The sequence below is a fragment of the Dyella ginsengisoli genome (assembly GCF_044904665.1).
GTDB classification, from domain to species: Bacteria; Pseudomonadota; Gammaproteobacteria; order Xanthomonadales; family Rhodanobacteraceae; genus Dyella_A; species Dyella_A ginsengisoli.
Genome location: NZ_JADIKM010000003.1, coordinates 143944 through 162899 on the forward strand (window position 1 = coordinate 143944; position 18956 = coordinate 162899).

The 18956-nt window shown below is 69.7% G+C and carries 17 protein-coding genes; 6 read left to right on the forward strand and 11 right to left on the reverse strand.

What is annotated here, in order from left to right:
- Positions 1–5 precede the first annotated feature (5 nt).
- Complete coding sequence (locus tag ISP17_RS10680) at positions 6–2228, reverse strand: penicillin acylase family protein (RefSeq protein WP_404632936.1); 2223 nt, start codon at positions 2226–2228, stop codon at positions 6–8.
- Between the two features lie 149 nt (positions 2229–2377).
- Between ISP17_RS10680 and ISP17_RS10685 the strand changes: the two genes are divergently transcribed.
- On the forward strand, positions 2378–3334 hold the full coding sequence (locus ISP17_RS10685) for a hypothetical protein (RefSeq protein WP_404632938.1): 957 nt from the start codon (positions 2378–2380) through the stop codon (positions 3332–3334).
- Positions 3335–3361: 27 nt separating this feature from the next.
- Here the strand turns inward: ISP17_RS10685 and ISP17_RS10690 are convergent, their stop codons facing one another.
- A complete protein-coding gene (locus ISP17_RS10690) occupies positions 3362–3829 on the reverse strand; it encodes a MarR family winged helix-turn-helix transcriptional regulator (protein ID WP_404632940.1) in 468 nt (155 codons plus the stop codon).
- A 70-nt stretch (positions 3830–3899) separates the two neighbouring features.
- Here ISP17_RS10690 and ISP17_RS10695 point away from each other — a divergent pair, with 70 nt between their 5' ends.
- The 4 genes from ISP17_RS10695 (at position 3900) to ISP17_RS10710 (ending at position 8608) form a co-directional block, all read left to right on the forward strand.
- Positions 3900–4319, forward strand: coding sequence for a nuclear transport factor 2 family protein (locus ISP17_RS10695; protein ID WP_404632942.1), 420 nt, complete (start codon positions 3900–3902; stop codon positions 4317–4319).
- A 131-nt stretch (positions 4320–4450) separates the two neighbouring features.
- Positions 4451–6742: an FdhF/YdeP family oxidoreductase gene (locus tag ISP17_RS10700; RefSeq protein WP_404632944.1), complete on the forward strand. Its 2292-nt coding sequence runs from the start codon at positions 4451–4453 to the stop codon at positions 6740–6742.
- Positions 6743–6840: 98 nt separating this feature from the next.
- Positions 6841–7878 carry a hypothetical protein gene (locus ISP17_RS10705; RefSeq protein ID WP_404632946.1) on the forward strand — a complete coding sequence of 346 codons (1038 nt, stop codon included), beginning with the start codon at positions 6841–6843 and terminating at the stop codon, positions 7876–7878.
- Positions 7879–7918: 40 nt separating this feature from the next.
- Complete coding sequence (locus tag ISP17_RS10710) at positions 7919–8608, forward strand: NAD(P)H-binding protein (RefSeq protein WP_404632948.1); 690 nt, start codon at positions 7919–7921, stop codon at positions 8606–8608.
- Here ISP17_RS10710 and ISP17_RS10715 read toward each other — a convergent pair.
- From ISP17_RS10715 to yjjG, 7 genes are all read right to left on the reverse strand, one after another.
- Entirely contained in the window at positions 8590–11100 is a 2511-nt protein-coding gene (locus ISP17_RS10715; RefSeq protein ID WP_404632950.1) for a membrane-bound PQQ-dependent dehydrogenase, glucose/quinate/shikimate family, read from the reverse strand. The two genes, ISP17_RS10710 and ISP17_RS10715, sit on opposite strands and share 19 nt — an antisense overlap.
- A gap of 130 nt (positions 11101–11230) precedes the next feature.
- Positions 11231–12202 (reverse strand): NAD-dependent epimerase/dehydratase family protein, encoded by a 972-nt coding sequence (locus ISP17_RS10720; RefSeq protein ID WP_404632952.1) that lies wholly within the window; start codon positions 12200–12202, stop codon positions 11231–11233.
- A 116-nt stretch (positions 12203–12318) separates the two neighbouring features.
- Positions 12319–13533 carry a hypothetical protein gene (locus ISP17_RS10725; RefSeq protein ID WP_404632954.1) on the reverse strand — a complete coding sequence of 405 codons (1215 nt, stop codon included), beginning with the start codon at positions 13531–13533 and terminating at the stop codon, positions 12319–12321.
- Positions 13530–14663, reverse strand: coding sequence for a carboxylate-amine ligase (locus ISP17_RS10730; protein ID WP_404632956.1), 1134 nt, complete (start codon positions 14661–14663; stop codon positions 13530–13532). Before ISP17_RS10730 ends, ISP17_RS10725 begins: the two co-directional genes overlap by 4 nt.
- Before the next feature lie 87 nt (positions 14664–14750).
- Positions 14751–15056, reverse strand: coding sequence for a hypothetical protein (locus tag ISP17_RS10735; RefSeq protein ID WP_404632958.1), 306 nt, complete (start codon positions 15054–15056; stop codon positions 14751–14753).
- Entirely contained in the window at positions 15053–16723 is a 1671-nt protein-coding gene (locus ISP17_RS10740; RefSeq protein ID WP_404632960.1) for an FAD-dependent oxidoreductase, read from the reverse strand. Before ISP17_RS10740 ends, ISP17_RS10735 begins: the two co-directional genes overlap by 4 nt.
- A gap of 82 nt (positions 16724–16805) precedes the next feature.
- Positions 16806–17483, reverse strand: coding sequence for a pyrimidine 5'-nucleotidase (gene yjjG / locus ISP17_RS10745; protein ID WP_404632962.1), 678 nt, complete (start codon positions 17481–17483; stop codon positions 16806–16808).
- Between the two features lie 169 nt (positions 17484–17652).
- On the opposite strand from yjjG, the gene ISP17_RS10750 reads away from it, so the two are divergent.
- The gene (locus ISP17_RS10750; RefSeq protein WP_404632964.1) at positions 17653–18042 is read left to right on the forward strand and encodes an MAPEG family protein; all 390 of its coding nucleotides are present in this window, start codon (positions 17653–17655) and stop codon (positions 18040–18042) included.
- Positions 18043–18093: 51 nt separating this feature from the next.
- On the opposite strand, the gene ISP17_RS10755 is transcribed toward ISP17_RS10750, so the two are convergent.
- Both ISP17_RS10755 and ISP17_RS10760 read right to left on the reverse strand, forming a co-directional pair.
- Positions 18094–18408: an SDR family oxidoreductase gene (locus ISP17_RS10755; RefSeq protein ID WP_404632966.1), complete on the reverse strand. Its 315-nt coding sequence runs from the start codon at positions 18406–18408 to the stop codon at positions 18094–18096.
- A gap of 9 nt (positions 18409–18417) precedes the next feature.
- On the reverse strand, positions 18418–18834 hold the full coding sequence (locus ISP17_RS10760; RefSeq protein WP_404632968.1) for a DoxX family protein: 417 nt from the start codon (positions 18832–18834) through the stop codon (positions 18418–18420).
- Positions 18835–18956: the final 122 nt, after the last annotated feature.

An 18956-nucleotide genomic window follows, 5' to 3' on the forward strand; every position in this document is an offset into this window, starting at 1 on the left:
CGACTTCACTCGCCCGGGTGGTAGCTGCGCTCGGTGTGGCCCTTGAGCTGCTCAGGCCAGAAGTACACCTCGCGCAGGTTGCCGGTGGTGTAGCGCTCGGCCTCGTCGTTGAAGTGCTTCGAGTCCGGGTGGCCGCTTTCGCCGCCGGCGGTGATCGCGCGGGCGCTCACCTTCGGTCCGAACTCCACCACCGCCACGAAGCTGTTGCCGCTGGTGCCGTAGTAGCGCTTGGTGCCCGGCCAGCGATGCGCGCCGAACGAGGCCAGCGAGCCCCAGCGCGAGGAGGTGAACGGCACCGGGATGCTCGGCTTGGCGTCGTCGAACGGCTGCTGGATGTCGCCGGTGAGGCGCTGGAAGCGGTTCACCTCGCCCCACGGCACGCCCCACTGGCCGAAGTCGTGCTCGAGGCGGTCCACCGCTTCGGCGAGCGCATGCAGGCGTTGCTGCGGGCCGGCCTTCTCGGCCATCACGTCGTAGATCGACAGGCCTTCGGCGGTGTCCGCCTTGCTCACCTCGTCCCACAGCGTGTCGCCCCAGAACACCGCCAGCGTGGTCGGCATCGAGGCGATGCCCCAGCGGTAGTCCCATGTCCGCAGCAGGGCGATCGGGCCGCGCAGTTTCATCTTCAGCGGATCGCTCGCCGGCAGCGCGTCGTAGTCGCGGATCAGCACCGGCAGCTGGCGCGCGAACGCGGGGAGATATGAGTCGAACGCCATGGTGATCAGCGACGAGCGCGTCACGTCCTTCGCGCCAGTGAGCAGGCGCGTGGCGTGCAGGCCGCGCGGGTTCTCGCCGAAGGTGTCCATGTAGCGCGGAAAGTCGGCCTGCTTCGGGCTGTTGGGGCCGGCGGCGGAGTAGGGCCAGTCGTTGGTGTTGAAGGCCCAGCCGTTGGACGGGTTCACCACCTGCGGCAGCTGGTCGAGCGGGGTGAGGCCGTGCCAGTCGGTGGCAGGATCGCTGCCGTCGACGGGCTTCGTGTAGTCGAAGCGGTTGTCGCGCTTGGGCACGAACTGCGGCATCAGGAAGGCCGTCTCGCCCTTGTCGTCGGCGAACAGCGTGTTGTTGGACGAGTTGGCCTTCAGCTCGGCCACCTTCATGTAGCTGGCCAGGTCGTGCGTCCTGGTGCGCAGCCAGCTCTGTTCCAGCGCGGGGATCGGCGTGTTCATCAGCGCCTCGGCGATCCACTTTTCGCCGCCCTTGCGCACGATCGGACCGTGATGGGTGAAGTACGCGGTGAAGGTGCGCCTGGCCAGCGTGCCGTCCGTGGTGCGGTAGGACACTGTGATGTCGCGCGTGGTGACTGGGCGCAGCTCCTTGCCGTAGCGATAGAACGGCTTGCCGTCCTTGCGCACGATGGTCTCGGCGAATTCGTCCACCGCATCGACGCCGGTCGAGGTGTGCATCCAGCCGACGTGCTTGTTGAAACCCTGGTAGATGAAGAACTGGCCCCAGGTCACCGCGCCGTAGGCGTCGAGCCCTTCGTCGCTGGACATCTGCAGCTCGGAACGGAAGAAGAACGAGGTGTGCGGGTTGATCAGCAGCAGCGCGTGGCCGTCGGCGGCGAGCTTCGGCGCGATGACGATGCCGTTGGAGCCGGTCGGTTCGACCCAGCTGGGTTTCGTCTCCACCTGCGCCAGTGGCGCGTCGGCGCTCTGGCCGTAGAAGTCCTTCAACTGCTTGAGATCCACCCGCTCGATGTCGCCACCGATGCTGCCCTCGGTGAAGGAGAGCGCCATCCACGGCTCGAAATGCGTGATGACCTGCGGGTGCACGTCGGGATGGGTGGCGAGGTAGTAGTTCAGGCCGTCGGCCCAGGCGTCCATCAGCTTGCGCAGCCAGGTGGGGCTCTGGCCGTAGAGCTTCTTCAGCGCCACCGGATCGATGAACAGCTGCTGGCGCAGGTCCAGCCAGATCGCCGACTCGCCCTTCGCCTCGGCCATGCGCCCGAGCGAGAGCAGGTAGTTGGTTTCCACTCGGGGGAAGTCGTCCTCGGCTTGGCTGTAGGCCATGCCGAACACCGCGTCGGCATCGGTCCGGCCGTGCACGTGGGCGATGCCCCAGTCGTCGCGGGTGATCGTCACCGCCTGCGCCTCGCGTTGCATGCGCGCTGGCGCGCCGTCGGCTGCGTAGGCCGGTGCGACGGCCAGCAGGCCCAGGGACAGCCCAAGCGCCAGCGTGGCGATGCGGGCAGGGCGTCGCGGCGCGCGGAACGCGGAACGGATCGGCATGGAGTTTCCCCTTCGGTCGGCAAGCCCCGTGTTGTAGCGCACCCGGTCGCGCTTGGCGACGGCCGCCACGTCCGCCGGCACTTTCGGCCCATGCCGCACGGCGGCACGGCGCGCATGATCGCCGCGCAGATCCCACGGAGGGCGCCACCATGTTCGCATTCCTGCTTGCCGCCGCGGCGGCCACTACCCAGGTCGTGCCGACCGACTACCAGGCGGGGCATTTCTATGCCACGCCACGCACTGCCGGCGGCCAGCCGCTGCGCCTGCTGGTGGATACCGGCGGAGGCGGCGCTGCCGGCATGTACTGGATCACGGCGAAGGCGGCCGAGCGCCTGCATCTGAGCCCGTCGCCGTGCAAGGCCGATGCATCGATCCAGGTGGCGCCCGCGCCGACGTTCGCGCCGGGCCAGGGGTTGCCGTCGCCGAACGGTCCGTGCGGCCGCTCGGTGATGGTCAACCAGCTGCCCTTCGATCTCGACGGACAGCTGGGTGCGGCCTACCTGGGCAGGGGAACCTGGACGTTCGACTACCCGGCCCACCGCCTCGTGGCGGAAGGCACCGGCTGGAAGCCGTCCGGCAGGGCCCACGCCGCCCCCCTGGGGTTCCGGAAAAACGCCGGGCCGGGCATCGATCTGTACTTCCCGCGCATCGTCGCGAGCGTCGATGGCCGACCGCTCGATTTCCTGCTCGACACCGGCGCCACCGCGCACCCCACCGCCGCGGGCAAGCAGGCGTCCGGCACCGACACGGTGCACGGCGAGGGCGTCACCAGCTACATCACCACCGGCCAGCTCGAGCGCTGGCACGCGGCGCACCCCGACTGGCGGGTGGTGGCCAAGGGCGACGACCTGGGCGGACCGGCGCACGCGACCCGGCTGATCGAGGTGCCCGCGCTGGTGATCGCCGGCTGGCGCGTCGGCCCGGTGTGGTTCACCGAACGGCCGGACCGCGCCTTCCATCAATACATGGCGCAGATGATGGACAGGCCGCCGGAAGGCGCGATCGGCGGCAACGTGTTCCGCCACTTCCGCATGACGCTCGATTACCCGCACGCCGCCGCCTGGTTCGATTGTGCCCGCGGCTGCAAGAACGCCTCCTCGCCCTGAGGCGCATTCACGATTTGCAGGCCGGCGTCAGGCCTCCTCGCGAGGCGACTCCGACTCCAGCACCTGCGCCACTTCTTCCAGCAGGGCGCGCAGGCGCGTCATCTTGGTTGTGCCCAGTCGCTCGGCCAGGCGTTGCTCGAACTGCGCGCTCAAAGCAATCAGCGCAGCCATGGCCTTGTCGCCCCGGCGGGTCAGCAGTACCCGCTTGGCGCGGCCGTCGTGCGGATCGGGGGCGGTCGTCAGATAGCCCGATTCGGTGAGCGCATCCACCAGGTAGGCCATGCTCTGCTTGGTCATGCCGGCGCGCTCGGCCAACGTGGTCAGGCGGGTGCCGTCAGGATCAAGATGCCGGAACACCGCGCTGTGCGCCGTGCGCAGATCGGCGAAGCCATGGCTGGCGAGAGCGCCGTAAACGGCGTCCTGCAGCTCCTGGTAGGGCAGGCGCAGCAGGCTGCCGAGGGTGCGTTGCTGGTCGGGGTAGCTGGTCTTGGCCATAGGTCATGTTGACGCATAGTCAGTTTGTCTGTCCAATATAGTCAGCAAGACTGACTAAATGGAGAGTTCAATGAACGCCCTACTGCAGCCCGCCACCGACGCGGTGGCCCGCAACCTCGAGGCGGTCGACCGCCACATGCGCGACGAGGCGCGCGACCCGGACAGCGTGATGGCGCTGTATACCGACGATGCGGTACTGGAGATTCCCGGCCGCGGCCTGCGTTTCGACACGCTGTCGGCGATCCGCGACAACTACCTGCGCATGTTTGCCTCGATGGCCGAAATCGAGGTCGTGCCGATGGATCGCTTCGCCACCGCCGAGCGCGTGGTGGACGAATGCCTGGTGCGCCTGCGCATCACCGGTGACGGTGTGACCAACGCGCCCGTGCCGATCGGCTCGCGCGCCGAGCTGCGCCTGCTGCACGTGTTCCACATGCGGGACGGGCGCATCGCGCGTGAGGAAGTGTTCGAAGGCTGGCGCCAGCTGTAGGTTGACCCTGCCGGCCGCGCGAGGAATCGCATCATCCTGCGATTCCTCGCGCGGGTCTTTCACGCGATGTCCCCGCCCGGCTGCCTAGCCTCGGTGTCTGGTCACCGACACGGCAGCACACGGAGGACACGATGAGCAGCGATCCACGCGACGAATCCATCCAGTACGAGGGGGCCGCGGGCGGCTGGGGCTCGCTCAAGGGCATGAGCCAGGTGTTTGCGCGCGAGCTGTCGACGCCGGCCGTGCTCGAGACCTTGATGCGGCAGAACAAGGCCGGCGGCTACATGTGCAGCTCCTGCGCGTGGGGCAAGCCGAAAGAGCCGCATCTGTTCGAGTTCTGCGAGAACGGCGCCAAGGCGACGATCTGGGATCTCACCCGCGACCGCTGCACGCCGGCGTTCTTCGGCGACCACACAGTGACCGAGCTGCGCAGCTGGTCCGACTACGACCTGGAGATGCAGGGCCGACTCACCGAGCCGATGTGCTACGACTCGGCCAGCGATACCTATGTGGCGTGCAGCTGGGATGAGGCGTTCGAGGGCATTGCACGCGAATTGAACGCGCTGGACCCGAAGTCGGTGGTGTTCTACGCCTCGGGCAAGGCGTCGCTGGAAACGTCCTACCTCTACGCGCTGTTTGCGCGCATGTACGGCAACAACAACCTGCCCGACAGCTCCAACATGTGCCACGAAACCACGTCGGTGGGGCTGAAGAAAGTCACCGGATCGCCGGTGGGCACCTGCCTGATGGAAGACTTCGAGCATTGCGATGCGATCTTCTATTTCGGCCAGAACCCTGGCACCAACAGTCCGCGTTTCCTGCATCCGCTGCAGGAGGCGGTGAAGCGCGGCTGCAAGATCATCGTGTTCAACCCGGTGCGCGAGCAGGGGCTGGTGCGCTTCGTCAATCCGCAGAACCCGTTGCAGATGCTCAGCGGCCATGCCACCGAGCTGGCGCACATGTACCTGCAGGTGAAGCCCGGCGGCGACATCGCGGCGCTGATGGGCCTGTGCAAGCACGTGCTGGCGCTGGACGACGCGGCCCGCGCGGCCGGAAAGCCTAGCGTGCTCGACCGCGACTTCATCGATCAGCACACCCACGGCTTCGAGGATTTCCTGGTCGCGGCGCGCGCGGCCGACTGGGGCGAGATCGTGCGTGTCAGCGGGCTTGCACGCTCGGATCTGGAGGCAGCCGCCGACGTCTACGCGGCGGCGGAGAACGTCATCAGCGTCTACGGCATGGGCCTGACCCAGCACGTGCACGGGTCCCAGAGCATCGGCATGCTGGTGAACCTGATGCTGATGCGCGGCAACCTGGGGCGCCAGGGTGCGGGCGTGTCGCCGGTGCGCGGGCATTCCAACGTGCAGGGCCAGCGCACCGTGGGCATTTCCGAGAAGCCCGAGCTGGTGCCGCTGGACAAGCTCGCCGCGATGTTCGATTTCACCCCGCCGCGCGACAAGGGCCTCACCACGGTGGACGCCTGCGAGGGCATTCGCGACGGCTCGGTGCAGGGCTTCGTGAGCCTGGGCGGCAACTTCGTTCGAGCCATTCCCGATCGCGACGTGATGGAGCCGGCCTGGCGCAAGCAGGCGCTCACGGTGTACATCGCCACCAAGCTCAACCGCAGCCACCTGGTGCACGGGCGGTCGTCGTATCTGCTGCCGTGCCTGGTGCGCGCCGAGGAAGACGTGCAGGCCAGCGGCCCGCAGTCGGTATCGATCGAGGACAGCTTCAGCCACATCTACGGCTCGTTCGGCAAGCGCAAGCCGGCCGACGAGCATCTGCTCTCGGAGCTGGCGATCGTGGCGGGCATCGCCAAGGCCACGCTGCCGACGCATCCCAAATGGCGCTGGGACGAGTGGACCGCCGACTACAGCCTCGTGCGCGAGCTCATCGAGAAAACCTATCCGGACGAGTTCCACGACTTCAATGCGCGCATGTTCCAGCCCGGCGGCTTTTATCGCGGCAACCCGGCGCACGAGCGCATCTGGAAGACCGACAGCGGCAAGGCCGAGTTCACCAATCCCACGGTGATGTCGGCGCTGGGCATCGGCGACGCACCGGGCCGCTACCACCTGATCACCATGCGCTCCAACGACCAGTTCAACACCACCATCTACGGCCACAGCGACCGCCTGCGCGGACTGGAGGGCTCGCGCGAGATCCTGCTGATCAATCCCGACGAGATGGCGCGGGCAGGATTGCAGGAGGGCGACGTGGTGAGCCTGGTCGGCGACGCGGGCGACGGCGTGAAGCGCGAGGTGCACGACCTCACCGTCACCCCGTTCAACCTCCCCGACGGCTGCCTCGGCGGCTACTACCCGGAGATGAACCCGCTGATTCCCCTGTGGTACCACGACGAGGCCTCCAAAACGCCCGCCTCCAAGGGTGTGCCGGTGCGCATCGTGCGCGCCGCCGGATGACATGCGCTTCGCGACGCGTCACGTTTCGCGCGGCGCGTTTCGTGGCAAGGTAGACGGACAACAAAACGCATCACCGGCATCGAAGACAGGGGGGCCTGATGATCGAGCTGGAAGTGCAGATTCTCGCGCACACGCGCGAGGGTCTGCTCATGGAAATGGGCCGGTTGATTTCGGCCAACGGATTCACCCTGCAGCGCCAGCGGCTGGTCACCGATCGCCATGGCGCGCTGCTCACGCTGATCGTCGCCGGCGCGCCGCGCAAGCAGCGCACCCTCGATGGCGCGCTGGGCGAACACGAGCGCGTGATCAGCCACGCGATCGCTCCCTTCGAAGGCGGCGAGATGCGCGAGCACTTTGCCGCCTCGCGTCCGGTAGATACCTCGGGCTATGTTCCGGCCGCGCCGGTGGCGACCGCACCCGCGCAGTCACCCGCCGTTGCGCCGGCTGCCGGTGCCGAGGGCGCGCCGTCGCCTGCATCCACGCCATCGCCGGCGTCGGTGGTGCCGCTGCCGGCGTTCGATCCGGAGGAATTCCTGCTGCCGCTGGAAGCGATCGTCGCGCCGGCGGCAGTGGTGCCGGTGCGCGCGACGGACGAGCCACCGGAACAGCCCGTCGAGCGGCTGGCGCCCCAGCCGCCACGGCCGCCCGCGCCGGCACCGCCGCCGGCCGATCCCTTCGTGGAGATCGTGCCGTTGCCGGCGGACGAGGTGGCGATCGAGCGCCTGCTGGGTGATCGTTCCGAGCTGTCGGGCGAGCTCATCGCCGTGCTGCTGCAACTGGACAGCGCGGTGGCGCCGGGCGCACGCGAGCCGACGCTGCAGCGCGCGGGCCAGCGCCTGGGCGCGGCCCTGGCCCGACGCGACGTGCCTGCTGCGCCGATGGCGTTGACCGAGGCGATCGAGCGGGTGGGCCTGCCCGCGCTGCGCACCCTGGCGCAGACGGATGCGCAGGGCAGCCAGCTGCACATCCGGCACAGTCCGCTGTGCGCGGAAGCCGGCCACTCCGGCTGCGCGTTCTTCACCGGACTGCTGGAAGGCGCGCTGGCCCCTCACGTGGCTGCGCACGAGGTGAGCGTGTTCAATGTGTGCTGCCGCGCGTGGGGCGCCGACGAATGCGTGCTGGCGATCAGCGATTAGGGCAGCATCGCGGCCTGGATCGACTGCGGGAGTTCCCTCGATGAAAGTGCTGCTGTTCGGAGCCACCGGCATGGTGGGGCAGGCCGCACTGCGGGCCTGCCTGCAGGCGGAGGACGCGGGCGAGGTGGTGGCGGTCGTGCGCACGCCGAGTGGGCAGCACCATCCCAAGCTGCGCGAACTGCAGCACGATGATCTCTGGCATCCGCAGCCGTTGGTCGATCGGCTCGAAGGCTTCGACGCCTGCTTCTTCTGCATCGGCAAGACTTCGGCCGGCATGGACGAAGCTCAGTACGCGCACTTCACTCATGACATGACGCTGGCGGTGGCGCAGATGCTGGCACCGCTGAACCCCGGCATGACCTTCGTGTACGTTTCCGGCGCGGGTGCGGACAGCAGCGAGCGCGGGCGGGTGATGTGGGCGCGAGTGCGCGGGCGCACCGAGAACGCGCTGCGGCGGCTGCCGTTCAAGGCCGCATACGCCATTCGCCCCGGCGTGATCCAGCCGCTGCACGGCATCGTCTCCAAGACCGGCAGCTACCGCTGGTTCTACCGACTTGCCGCGCCGCTGCTTCCGCTGCTGCACCGCTGGATGCCGAACACGGTATTGAGCACCGACGTGATCGGCTGCGCGCTGCTCACGCTGGCGCGCAGCGGCTGGCCCATGCCGGTGCTGGAGGCGCGCGACATAGCCGCCGCCGCGCGCGCTGACACTCAGCGCGGCAGCGCATAGGCCACCAGCGCGTCGCCCTCCGGGGTCTCCATGAAGTGATGGCCGGCGGCCATGATCACCAGGTACTCGCGCCCGTCGACGCGGTAGACGATCGGCGTGGCCTGGCCGCCGGCGGGCAGCTTGGCCGTCCAGAGCGTCTTTCCGCTGGCCAGGTCGATCGCGCGGATCAGATCATCGGTGGCCGCGGCGACGAAGATCAGTCCGCTGGCGGTCACCACCGAGCCGCCGTTGTTCGGCGTGCCGATGGTGAAGGGCAGGTGCGAGCTGAGGCCGAACGGACCGTTGCGCAATGCCGTGCCCAGTGGGCGATACCACAGCGTGCGGCCGGTTTTCAGGTCCACCGCCTGGATGCCGCCGTACGGCGGTTCCTTGCACGGCATCCCGGTGACGGCCATGCGCCAGCCGGCGTTGATGGTGTAGCCGTAGGGCGTATCCAGCTGCGCGAAGCCGGTGGTTTCCGGCCCGGCCTTGTTGTCCGAATCATCCTCATCGCGCGGCTTCCAGCCGGCCTTCTGCGCTTGGGCGCGCGGCACCATGCGGTCGTAGTTGGGGATGTCGTTGTAGTTGGCCACGATCACGCCGCGGTGCGGATCGATCGCCACGCCGCCCCAGTCCGAGCCGCCGTTGTAGCCGGGGTACTCGATCCACGGGCGGCGCGCCGACGGTGGGGTGTACACACCCCGGTAGTTCGCCTGGCGAAACTGGATGCGGCAGGCGAGCTGATCGACCGGGGTGAGGCCCCACATGCTGCGCGCGGTGAGGTCGCTCTTGCGCACGGTATGAAAACTCGAGAACGGCTGCGTCGCCGCGCGCTGCCCGGGCTCCACGCCGCCGCCGGGCACGGGGCGGCGCTCGATGCCTGTGAGCGGCTGCCCGGTGCGGCGGTCCAGCACGTACATGTCGCCCTGCTTGGTTGGCAGTACCAGTGCCGGTACGGTGCCGTTGGCGGCGGGAAAGTCGACCAGACTCGCCTGCGATCCCAGGTCGTAGTCCCACACGCCGCGCTGCTGCGACTGGAAGTGCCAGGCCGGTTTGCCGGTGGCGACGTCGAGCGCCACCAGCGAATCGGAATACGCATTCTCGGCGGGCCGCCGCGAGCTGGACAGGTATTGCCCCGCCGGCGCGCCGAGCGGGATATACACCAGGCCAAGCTGTTCGTCGCCGGTGGCGGTGGTCCACATGTCCGGCGTGCCGCGGGCGAACGTCTCGCCCGGCGGCGGCAGGCCGTTGCGCTCGGGGTGCACCATGTCCCACGCCCAGCGCAGCTGGCCGGTCACCGCGTCGTAGCCCAGGATCACCCCCGACGGAGCCCAGCGGCGCTGGCCATCCAGCACCTGGTGGCCGGTGACCACCACGCCGCGCACGATCGTGGGCGCCGAGGTGATCGCCACGTAGCCCGGCGGGGTTTCGCCCATGCCGCGGGTGATGTCGACCTGGCCGTGATCGCCGAACTCCGCGCAGGGCCTGCCGGTGTCGGCATCGACGGCGATCAGTCGGCCGTCGAGCGTGCCTTCGATGATGCGCTGGGTGCATGCGCCCGGTGCGCCCGCTGCGGCGGCGATGTGGCTGGGCTCGGCGGGCGGCGGTGCGGCGGAGTCGGTGGGCTTGGCGGCAGCGGCCGGCGGCGGCACCGCGGCGGCGGCAGGCGTCGCGTAATAGGCCACCCCGCGGCAGGCCGCGGTGTAGGGAATCGAAGGCGTCCGAACCTTGGGGTCGTAGCGCCACAACTGGTGGCCATCGCGAGCATCCAGCGCGATGAGCACGTTGCGCGCGGTACACAGATACAGGCGGTCGCCTATCTTCAGTGGGGTGGTCTCGGCGCCGTAGCGCTTCTTCGGCAGATCGCCGGTGTGGAATACCCAAGCCTGCTTCAGGTGGGTCACGTTCTGCGGTGTGATCTGCCGCAGCGGCGAGTAGCGGGTGGCGGCGTTGTCGCGGCCGTAGGCGCCCCAGTCGTTGTCAGCCGGTGCATTGGCTGGTTGAGCCGCCGTGCTGCCGACTGCCGCGGTGGAAGCCACCGGACCGGAAGCGGGCAACGGTTGCCCCGAGTGATAGACGTTGTGCGGCGCGAACACCAGCGCGAATGCGCCCACGAAGATCAACACCAACCCGGCGGCCAGGCCTAACGACGCCGGACGCCGCGTGCGCGGCTCCAGCCGGGGCAGGCACAGCGCCACCGCGATGCCCAGCAGCACCAGCAGGCCGTCGCGCGGGATCCATCCCCAATAATCCAGGCCGATCTCCCACAGCGTCCACAGCACCGTCGCAGCGAGTACGCCGAAGTACCACCAGGCGCCGGAGCGGCGCCCGCGCAGCAACTGCACGGCGGCGACGAGCAATGCGAGCCCGGCGAGCGCGTAATACCACGAGCCACCCAGGCCGATCAGCCACGCGCCGCCGCCGGTCATCGCCAGCGCCAGCAGGCCGATTACCGCGCCCACGGCCATGGCCCAGGTGCGGCCTGTCGTTCGTCCGTCGCGCTCGATCGTCATCTCGTGCTCCGTGGGAAACCTTCCCCAAGCTAGAGCGCGCGTACCAAAAGGCGGCGTGAAGTATGGGTGCGCGCGGCGCGAAAGGACGCGCGCCATGGTGGTCACTGCGCCACCGAAGACGGCCCCGCGGTTAGCGCAGCATGCCCTCGGCGCGCATCCACGCCAGCGTGTCGGCGAGCAGCGCATCAAGCGGCGTCTCGACGTAGTCCAGCTCGCGCCTGGCCTTGGATGAATCCACGTGCAGGCGGTGCGAGGTGAGCGCGGCGCCTTCCGGTGTCACGTCCGGCTCGCGGCGGGTCAGGCGCGAAACGCCATCGAGCACGCGGGCGTAGGCCATCAGCGCCCAGGCCGGCGTGGCGCCACGCGGCGTGCGCCGGCCCAGCACAGCACCGACCCGATGCACGAAGTCGACGAAGCTTGCCGGCTCACCACCGAGCAGGTACGCCTCGCCGAAGCGGCCGCGCTGCCAGGCGCGAACCTGGGCTCGGGCAATCTCGCGCACGTCGGCGAAGGCGCCGATGCCCGGCGGGATGCCCGGCAGCTTCTGCGCGTCGATCAGGCGGATCAGTCGCGCCCAGTTGTGGCGGTCGCCGGGGCCGAGGATGTGCGAGGGGTTGAACACGATCCACGGCAGTGCGCTGGTGCGTACCGCCTGCTCGCCGAGGTATTTGCTGCGCTCGTAGCTGACCCAACTCTCGCCACCGCGCTGCGGCGTGGCCTCGGTCATGGTGCCGTGGATCAGGTGCGAATACGCCGATACGGACGAGGTATGCATGAAGGCGCTCACCCCAGCACGCTCGGTCGCGCGCAGCAGGCGCTCGGTGCCGGTGACGTTGGTGGCGATCTGCGCCGCGGCGTGCGGCCGCCACATGCTGGTGTCGGCGGCGGCGTGGAACACCGCCTCGCAGCCGTCCAGCGCGCGTTGCAGGGCATCGGTGTCGGCCAGGTTCCCGCGTACCGGTGTGCCGCCCAGCGCGGTGATCGCCGCGTCGGTTTCCGGTCGGCGCGACAGTGCGCGCACGCCGTGCCCGGCGGCGACGAGCTCGCGCAGCAGGTGCCCGCCGAGAAAGCCGCCGGCGCCGGTGAGAAAGACATCGCTCATGGGTGTTCGCTCATGCGTGTTTGCTCAGGGATGGGTGGCTTGTGGATGAGGGGAGTGCGCAGGGTGCCGCGCGCAATGCGGCAGTCTGCCAGTGCGCGGCGGGCAGGGCGATGGCGTCATGCACACATCGCCTGCGCTGCTTCGTGCACCCCGAAGGTGGCATCCACTTGCAAAGGTGACGTGGCGCCGTGGTCGAAGTACAGCAGGGTCATGCCCTCGCCGGGCACGGTGTGGCGCCCGCTCAGCGTGGCGATGCCGTTGGTGGACAGGCGCAGGATCCACGCCATCACCCACGGCGGCCGCCCCGGGCGCAGGCCGAGCATGCAGCGCACCTCGCCGAACAGCGGCGCCCCCGTCTCCGGGTGCTGACCGATCGGCACCTGGCGGAAGCGGTTCTGCACGATCCACTGCCGCGGCGTGGGCAGGGCGCGCAGTTGCTCGGCGGTCGGGGCCAGCAGCAGGCCGCTGCCGGAATGCCCGCCCACTGCCTTGGCCACCCAGCGCGCGGGATCGCTGTCGGCATCGTGCCGCGTGCGCTCCTCCACCCAGTGGCAGGCCTCGTGTGCGGGCAGCGCCACGTCGGCGAGGCTGCCCTTGTGGATGCCCTCGTACCATGCCGGGTGGCTGTGCCAGCTCAGCCGGTTCGCCGCCATCAGTACCGCCTCGGCCTGGCGTCGCTCGATCGCCTCCAGGTCGGAGAAGATCAGCCGGTTCCACACGTGGCCGTACTCGCGCGCCGTGCCGGGATGGAACAGCCGTCCAGACGTGGGCACCAGCTCGCGCCAGTCGTGCACGGCCACGCCCCACCAGTGGCGCGCCGCGTCGAGATCGGGCCAGGTGAAGCGCGCGCGCGGGCGATCCTCGATCAGCACGGTGGCCGCATGCGGTGCCACCCACGGCCGCAGGCAGTTCACCCAGCCCGCGTGTGGCGGCAGCGGGTCGTGCGGCAGCCACGCCGACGGCAGCCGGTGCAGCGCCCGTTGCGCACAGTGCAGGGTGTGGAAGGTGGGCAGCATCGAGGTGAACGCCTGGATCTCCACCCACGCCAGCTCGAACGGCTGCCGCGGATGTTCGACAAAGGCGAGATCCAGCGCCAGCACGTCCGCCTGCGCGCCCGGCCACGGCAAGCGGGAGGAGCGCAGCTGCGGCGCCAGCGCCTGCACCAGGTGGGCGATCTTCGCCTGCAGCGCGCGATGCAGGGCCGCGTTGCCCAGCGCGTAGTGGTCGGACATCTGGCTCTGCGGCAGGTGCGGTGCGCGCACGTCGGTCAGTGCCTGGCCCAGTGCATCGGCACCGAGGCGGCGCAGGGTGATCTGCGGCAGCGCGCTCATGACCAACCCTCCGCGTGCGCCCCGGAGCAGCCGTCCTCGCTGGTCTGCGCCACCATCCAGCGCAGCGTGCTGCGCCAGTCGCCGCCATCGGCGTGCACGCGTTGGCGCAGGCGATCGGCGAAGCTGCCTTCGTCCAGCGCGTGGGCCAGTTCGCGCTCCCAGAAGCGGCGCTCGGCCGCGTGCAGTGCACGCGGCGCGATGCGCGACCACCAGCGCTCGAAGCGCTGCGCCGTGGCGACTTCCTCGTCGCGGTCCCAGTCGATCCAGCGCGCCTGCATGGCGTGGCGACGCGCGCGCCACTTGTTCTCGTCGATGCAGGCGCGCGGCCATGGTGGCCCGGCGCGGCCCTGTGCCAGCTCCAGTTCGAGCGTCTCGGCCTCCCACTTCAGCAGCGTGGCGATCAGGCCGATGCGCGCCAGGTCCGGGTGCGTGTCCATGATGCGCACCTCGAGCGTGCCGTAGCGGTGGTGCAGACGCAGGTCCTGCCACAGGCCCTGCTCGGGGCCGATGCAGCCGGTGCGGCGCAGACGCTGCACGTGCTCGGTGTAGTCGTCTTCGCCGGCCCACACGTCGGGCGTGCCCATGCGCGGGTAGCGGTCGAGCAGACTGTGCCGCCACGAGTGCAGCCCGGTGTCGCGGCCCTCGAAGAACGGCGAGCTGGCCGACAGCGCCAGCGCCTCGGGCAGCACATGGCGCAGCCGGTTCATGATCGCCATGCGCGGCGCCCCGGGCGCAAAGCCCAGGTGCAGGTGCATGCCGAAGCTGAAGGCGCTGCGCGCCACGTCCTGGTATTCGTCGACCAGGGCCGCGTAGTGCGGAAAGGCCGCGCCGCCGTGCATCGCCTGCTGCTGCCAGCGCGCGGTGGGATGCACGCCGGCGATCAGGATCTGCTGGCCCTGCGCCGCCGCCTTGCGCCGGGCCTGGGTGCGCAGCGTGCTCAGCGCGGCGACCAGGTCGGGTACACCGTGGCAGATGCGTGTCTTCAGCTCGATGACGCAGCGATGGATCTCCCGATCCATCGCTCCTTCGCGGCTGGCAAACTCGTCCAGCCCCTCGGTGAAGTCGTGCGGCACCAGCTCGCCGCCCGCATCCACTACCTGTACTTCCTCTTCCATGCCCAGCGTGATCATGACGCGCCTCCTCTTGGGGAAAAGCGCATCAGACACCTTCGCCGGAGGCGCCGTCGCGTGACGTGTCGCGGGGAATGAACGGCGCGATCAGCCGTCGCTGCAGAACAGCAGGAAGGCCGCGCCCAGCAGCGCCTTTTCGGCGGGCGTGCCGCCGTCGACCGTGGCTACGGCGACGCCCGCGTGGGTCAGCAGGCGATCGCCGGCCAGCTGCAGCGAAGGCTGCTCGGGCGAGAGGAAGATGCGGTCGCCCTCGACATGCGCCAGCCGGGCGCCATCGCGGTTTCGCAGCGTTTGGCCATCCACGCGGGCCAATGCGTCGCCGCGGCCATTGCTCACCGTGTCGTCATGCAACTGCAGCAGCGACTGCCCCAGCGGATTGCGCAAGGTGATCATGCGGAAACCTCGGCGGTTGCCGCGTCCTGGGCGCGTTCGGCCAGCCAGGCGTGGATCTGCGCCACCACGGTGGCGCCCTCGCCGATGGCGCCGCCCACGCGTTTCACCGAGCCGGCGCGCACGTCACCGATGGCGAACACACCGGGGCGGCTGGTGGCCAGCGGGTAGCCAGGATCGCCACCACACTGCACGAAGCCGTGGCGATCGGTGGCGAGCTTGCAGCTGGCCAGCCATTCGGTGGCCGGCTCCGCGCCGATGAACAGGAACACGTGGCGGATCGGCGCCTCGGTTTCCGCGCCGCTGGCGCGATCGCGCCAGCGCACCGTCTGCAGGCCGCGCGCGTCGCCATCCAGCGCCACGATCTCGGTGCGGGACATCAGCTCGATCGCCGGGTTCGCCTCGATACGGTCGATCAGGTAGCGCGACATGGTGGCGGCCAGGCCGTCGCCGCGCACCATCATGCGCACCTTCAGCGCGTGCGCGGCCAGGTAGACCGCCGCCTGGCCGGCGGAATTGCCGCCGCCCACCAGTACCACTTCCTGCCCGGCGCACAGCTGCACCTCCATCGGCGAAGCCCAGTACCAGATGCCGCGCCCCTCGAAGTCGGCCAGATGCTCCAGCGGCGGGCGGCGATAGCGCGCGCCGCTGGCGATCACCACGGTGCGCGCGCACCAGGTGCGGCCGGCGTCGGTGCGCAGGCGGTGGATGCCGTCTGACGCTTCGCAGTCCAGTGACGCCACGCAGGCGGGGATGGCGATCTCCGCGCCGAACTTCTGCGCCTGCACGAAGCCGCGCGCGGTGAGCGCCTGGCCGGTGATGCCGGTGGGAAAGCCGAAGTAGTTCTCGATGCGCGCGCTGGCGCCGGCCTGGCCGCCAAAGCCCTTGGCATCCAGCACCACGACCGACAATCCTTCGGAGGCGGCGTAGACCGCGGTGGACAGGCCGGCCGGACCGGCACCCACCACCGCCACGTCGTAGATCCGATCGGCGGCATCGCTGCCGACCATGTCCAGCGCCTCGGCCAGCGCCTGCTCGGCAGGGTTGCGCAGCAGGCGACCGTCGGCCAGCAGCACCAGCGGCCAGCTGTCCGGATGATCGCGATACGGCGCCAGCAGGTCGGCCAGTGCGGGATCTTCGTCGGGCGTGACGGCGCGGAACGGGAAACCGTTGCGACGCAGGAAGTTGCCGATGCGGGCGCGGCCCGAATCGTCCCCCTCGGCGATCACCAGCGGCCCCGCCGCGCACGATTCGATCAGGCTGGTACGACGCAGGATCAGCGCGCGCATCAGCCGTTCGCCCAGGTCCGCCTCGGCCACGATCAATCGCCGCAACTGCTCGGGGCTCAGCCACAGCGCCTGCACCGGCTCGGCGGCCACGCCGTCCACCAGCGCCGGCTTGCCGGTGAGTCCGCTGACCTCGCCCATGAATTCGCCGGGGCCGTGATGGGCGATCTCCACCACCTGACCGGCGCCGTCGTGCTGGCTGATGTCCACCCGCCCCGCGAGGACCAGGATCAGCCCGATGCCGCGTTGGCCGGTGCGGAACACCGCCTCGCCGGCGGCGTAGTCGCGCGGCTCACCGAAGCGGCGGATGCGCGCGATGTCCTCGGCCGGCAGCACCGGAAACATCTGGTCGGCCCGGCGCTGGGCGGTGGTGGAGGTGCCCATGGTGACTCTCCCTGACGTCGATCGCGTGCCGGCCATCGTCGCACCGCGCGGGCCGGCGTCGCTACCTCGAATGGGGGAGTCGTCAGCCCAGCAGCAGCGCCTGCAGTTCGTGCAGCGAGCGCACTTCGTGATGCGGCGCGATGCTCTCGGGCGCTTCGTGCCCGTGCGGATTGAACCAGCAGGTACGCAGGCCGGCGTTGAGGCCGCCCAGGATGTCCGAGTGCGGGTTGTCGCCCACCATCAGCACCTGTTCGCGCGGGGGCTGCCCCATGCGATCGAGTGCGTGCTCGAAGATGCGCACGTCCGGTTTGGCCACGCCGAGCTGCTCGGAAATCACCAGCGGATCGAAGTGCTCGCGCAGACCGGTGCGTTCCAGCCGCGCCAGCTGCAGCGCGGTGAAGCCGTTGGTGATCAGGCCCATGCGCACGCCCGCGCGGTCGAGGGCGTCAATCAGGGCCTGGGCGCCGGGCAGCAGGGTGCAGATCTCGGCCATCGCCAGCAGGAAGGCTTCGTTGAGGTCGGCCGCGGCCACGCCGAGCCGGCGCGCCCAGCCCTCGAAGCGGGTGGTCTGCAGCTCCGCCGCGGTGATCGTGCCGTTCTGGTAATCCACCCACAGCGGCTTGTTGATCTCCTGGTACTGCGCGTAGTGCGCCGGCGTGAAGTCCACCGCGTGGCGCTCGAACATCCGCCGCAGGCCCTGGTAGGCGTCGAAGTGGAACAGCGTGTCGTCGGCGTCGAAGAGGATCCAGCGGTAGTTCACGGGCGGGCCGGCAGACGGGGAAGAGCGGCACGATAACCCGCGCCGCCGCTCCGTGTCCGCCGCGGCCGGAGCCACGAAATGCCGGTGCGACGATCGGGCATGATGGGGTGCCTGCCCGGCGGCCGCCAGTTCCACACCGATGCCGGGCGTTATCCGCGGAGAACGACCGATGACGATGGAACTGAAGATGCTGGCGTGGGCGCTGGTGCTCGGGCTGGTGCACGTGCTGCTTGCCGCCGCGCTGGCCACCGCCCAGCGCGGCCTGAAGTGGAACGCCAGCAACCGAGACGGCGACGCGCGGCCGCTCTCCGGTTTCGCCGCGCGTGCGACGCGGGCGAGCAGCAACTTCCTGGAGACGTTCGCGTTCTTCGCCGCCGCGGTGCTCGCCGTGGTGGCCGCACAGAAAACCAGCGCCAGCACTGCGCTGGGCGCGCAGATCTACCTGTGGGCGCGGGTGGCCTACCTGCCGGTGTATGTCATCGGCGTTCCCTACCTGCGCACGGCGGTCTGGGCGGTGGGTTTCTGGGGCATGCTGCAGGTGATTGAAGGGCTGTTCTGAGTGCTTCCTCGCGCTGGCCGCGGACCGTCCGTCGGCCAGCGCGAACCGGCATTACACCGGCGCCTTGCCGATCGACGCGCCGCCGTCCACGAACACCGTCTGTCCGGTGATGCAGGCCGCGTCGTCGGACCCCAGGAAGGCGATCGCCGCGGCGATCTCGTCGGGCTTGCCGAAGCGGCTCATCAGCACCAGCGGCGAATAGCGCAGTTCGCCCTCGCTGCCCGGCGCGCTGATCTCGCAGGACAGTCCGGTCTCGCCGCCCCAGCACAAGCGCCGCCGCGGCGAACGCCGCGTGCACTGCATCGCCTGCCCGGCGGGTCCGGACGCAGTGAGGCCGGACCGCTGCGCGCGGCCCGGCCTCTTCAAGCGCTGCGATCAGTTCAACGCGCGCGCACCGTGGCGACGCTGGCGCAGCGCGTCCAGGCTGTAGGCGCCGGCCCCGGTCGCGGCCACCTGCAGCAGGCCGCCGGCGATCGCGATGTTCTTCAGGAAGTGGATGAACTGGTTCTGGTCGTCGAAGTGGTCGTGGAAGGCCAGTGCGGTCGCGACGGTGAACAGCGCCATCAGCACCGCCACGACGCGGGTGCGATAGCCGGCCAGCAGGGCCAGGCCGAAGCCGACCTCCACGACCACCGCGACCAGGTAGGCGAGATCCGGCAGCGGCAGGCCGGCGTAGACGATGTAGGCCTTGGTGGCGGCGGGCGCGGCGAGCTTGCCGAAGCCGCTGATCAGAAACAGGCTCGACAGCAGCGCGCGGGCGAGCAGGGAAGTGGAAGCGTTCTGCGTGTTCATGGCGGTACCTCGAAGCGGAAGGAAAGCACCGACCGGATGGCCGGTGACGTGGCCGGCACTCTAATGTCGCCCGACGAGGCGATAAATCGCCTAGGATGCGTTTCATCGTCCGTTTGGAATTG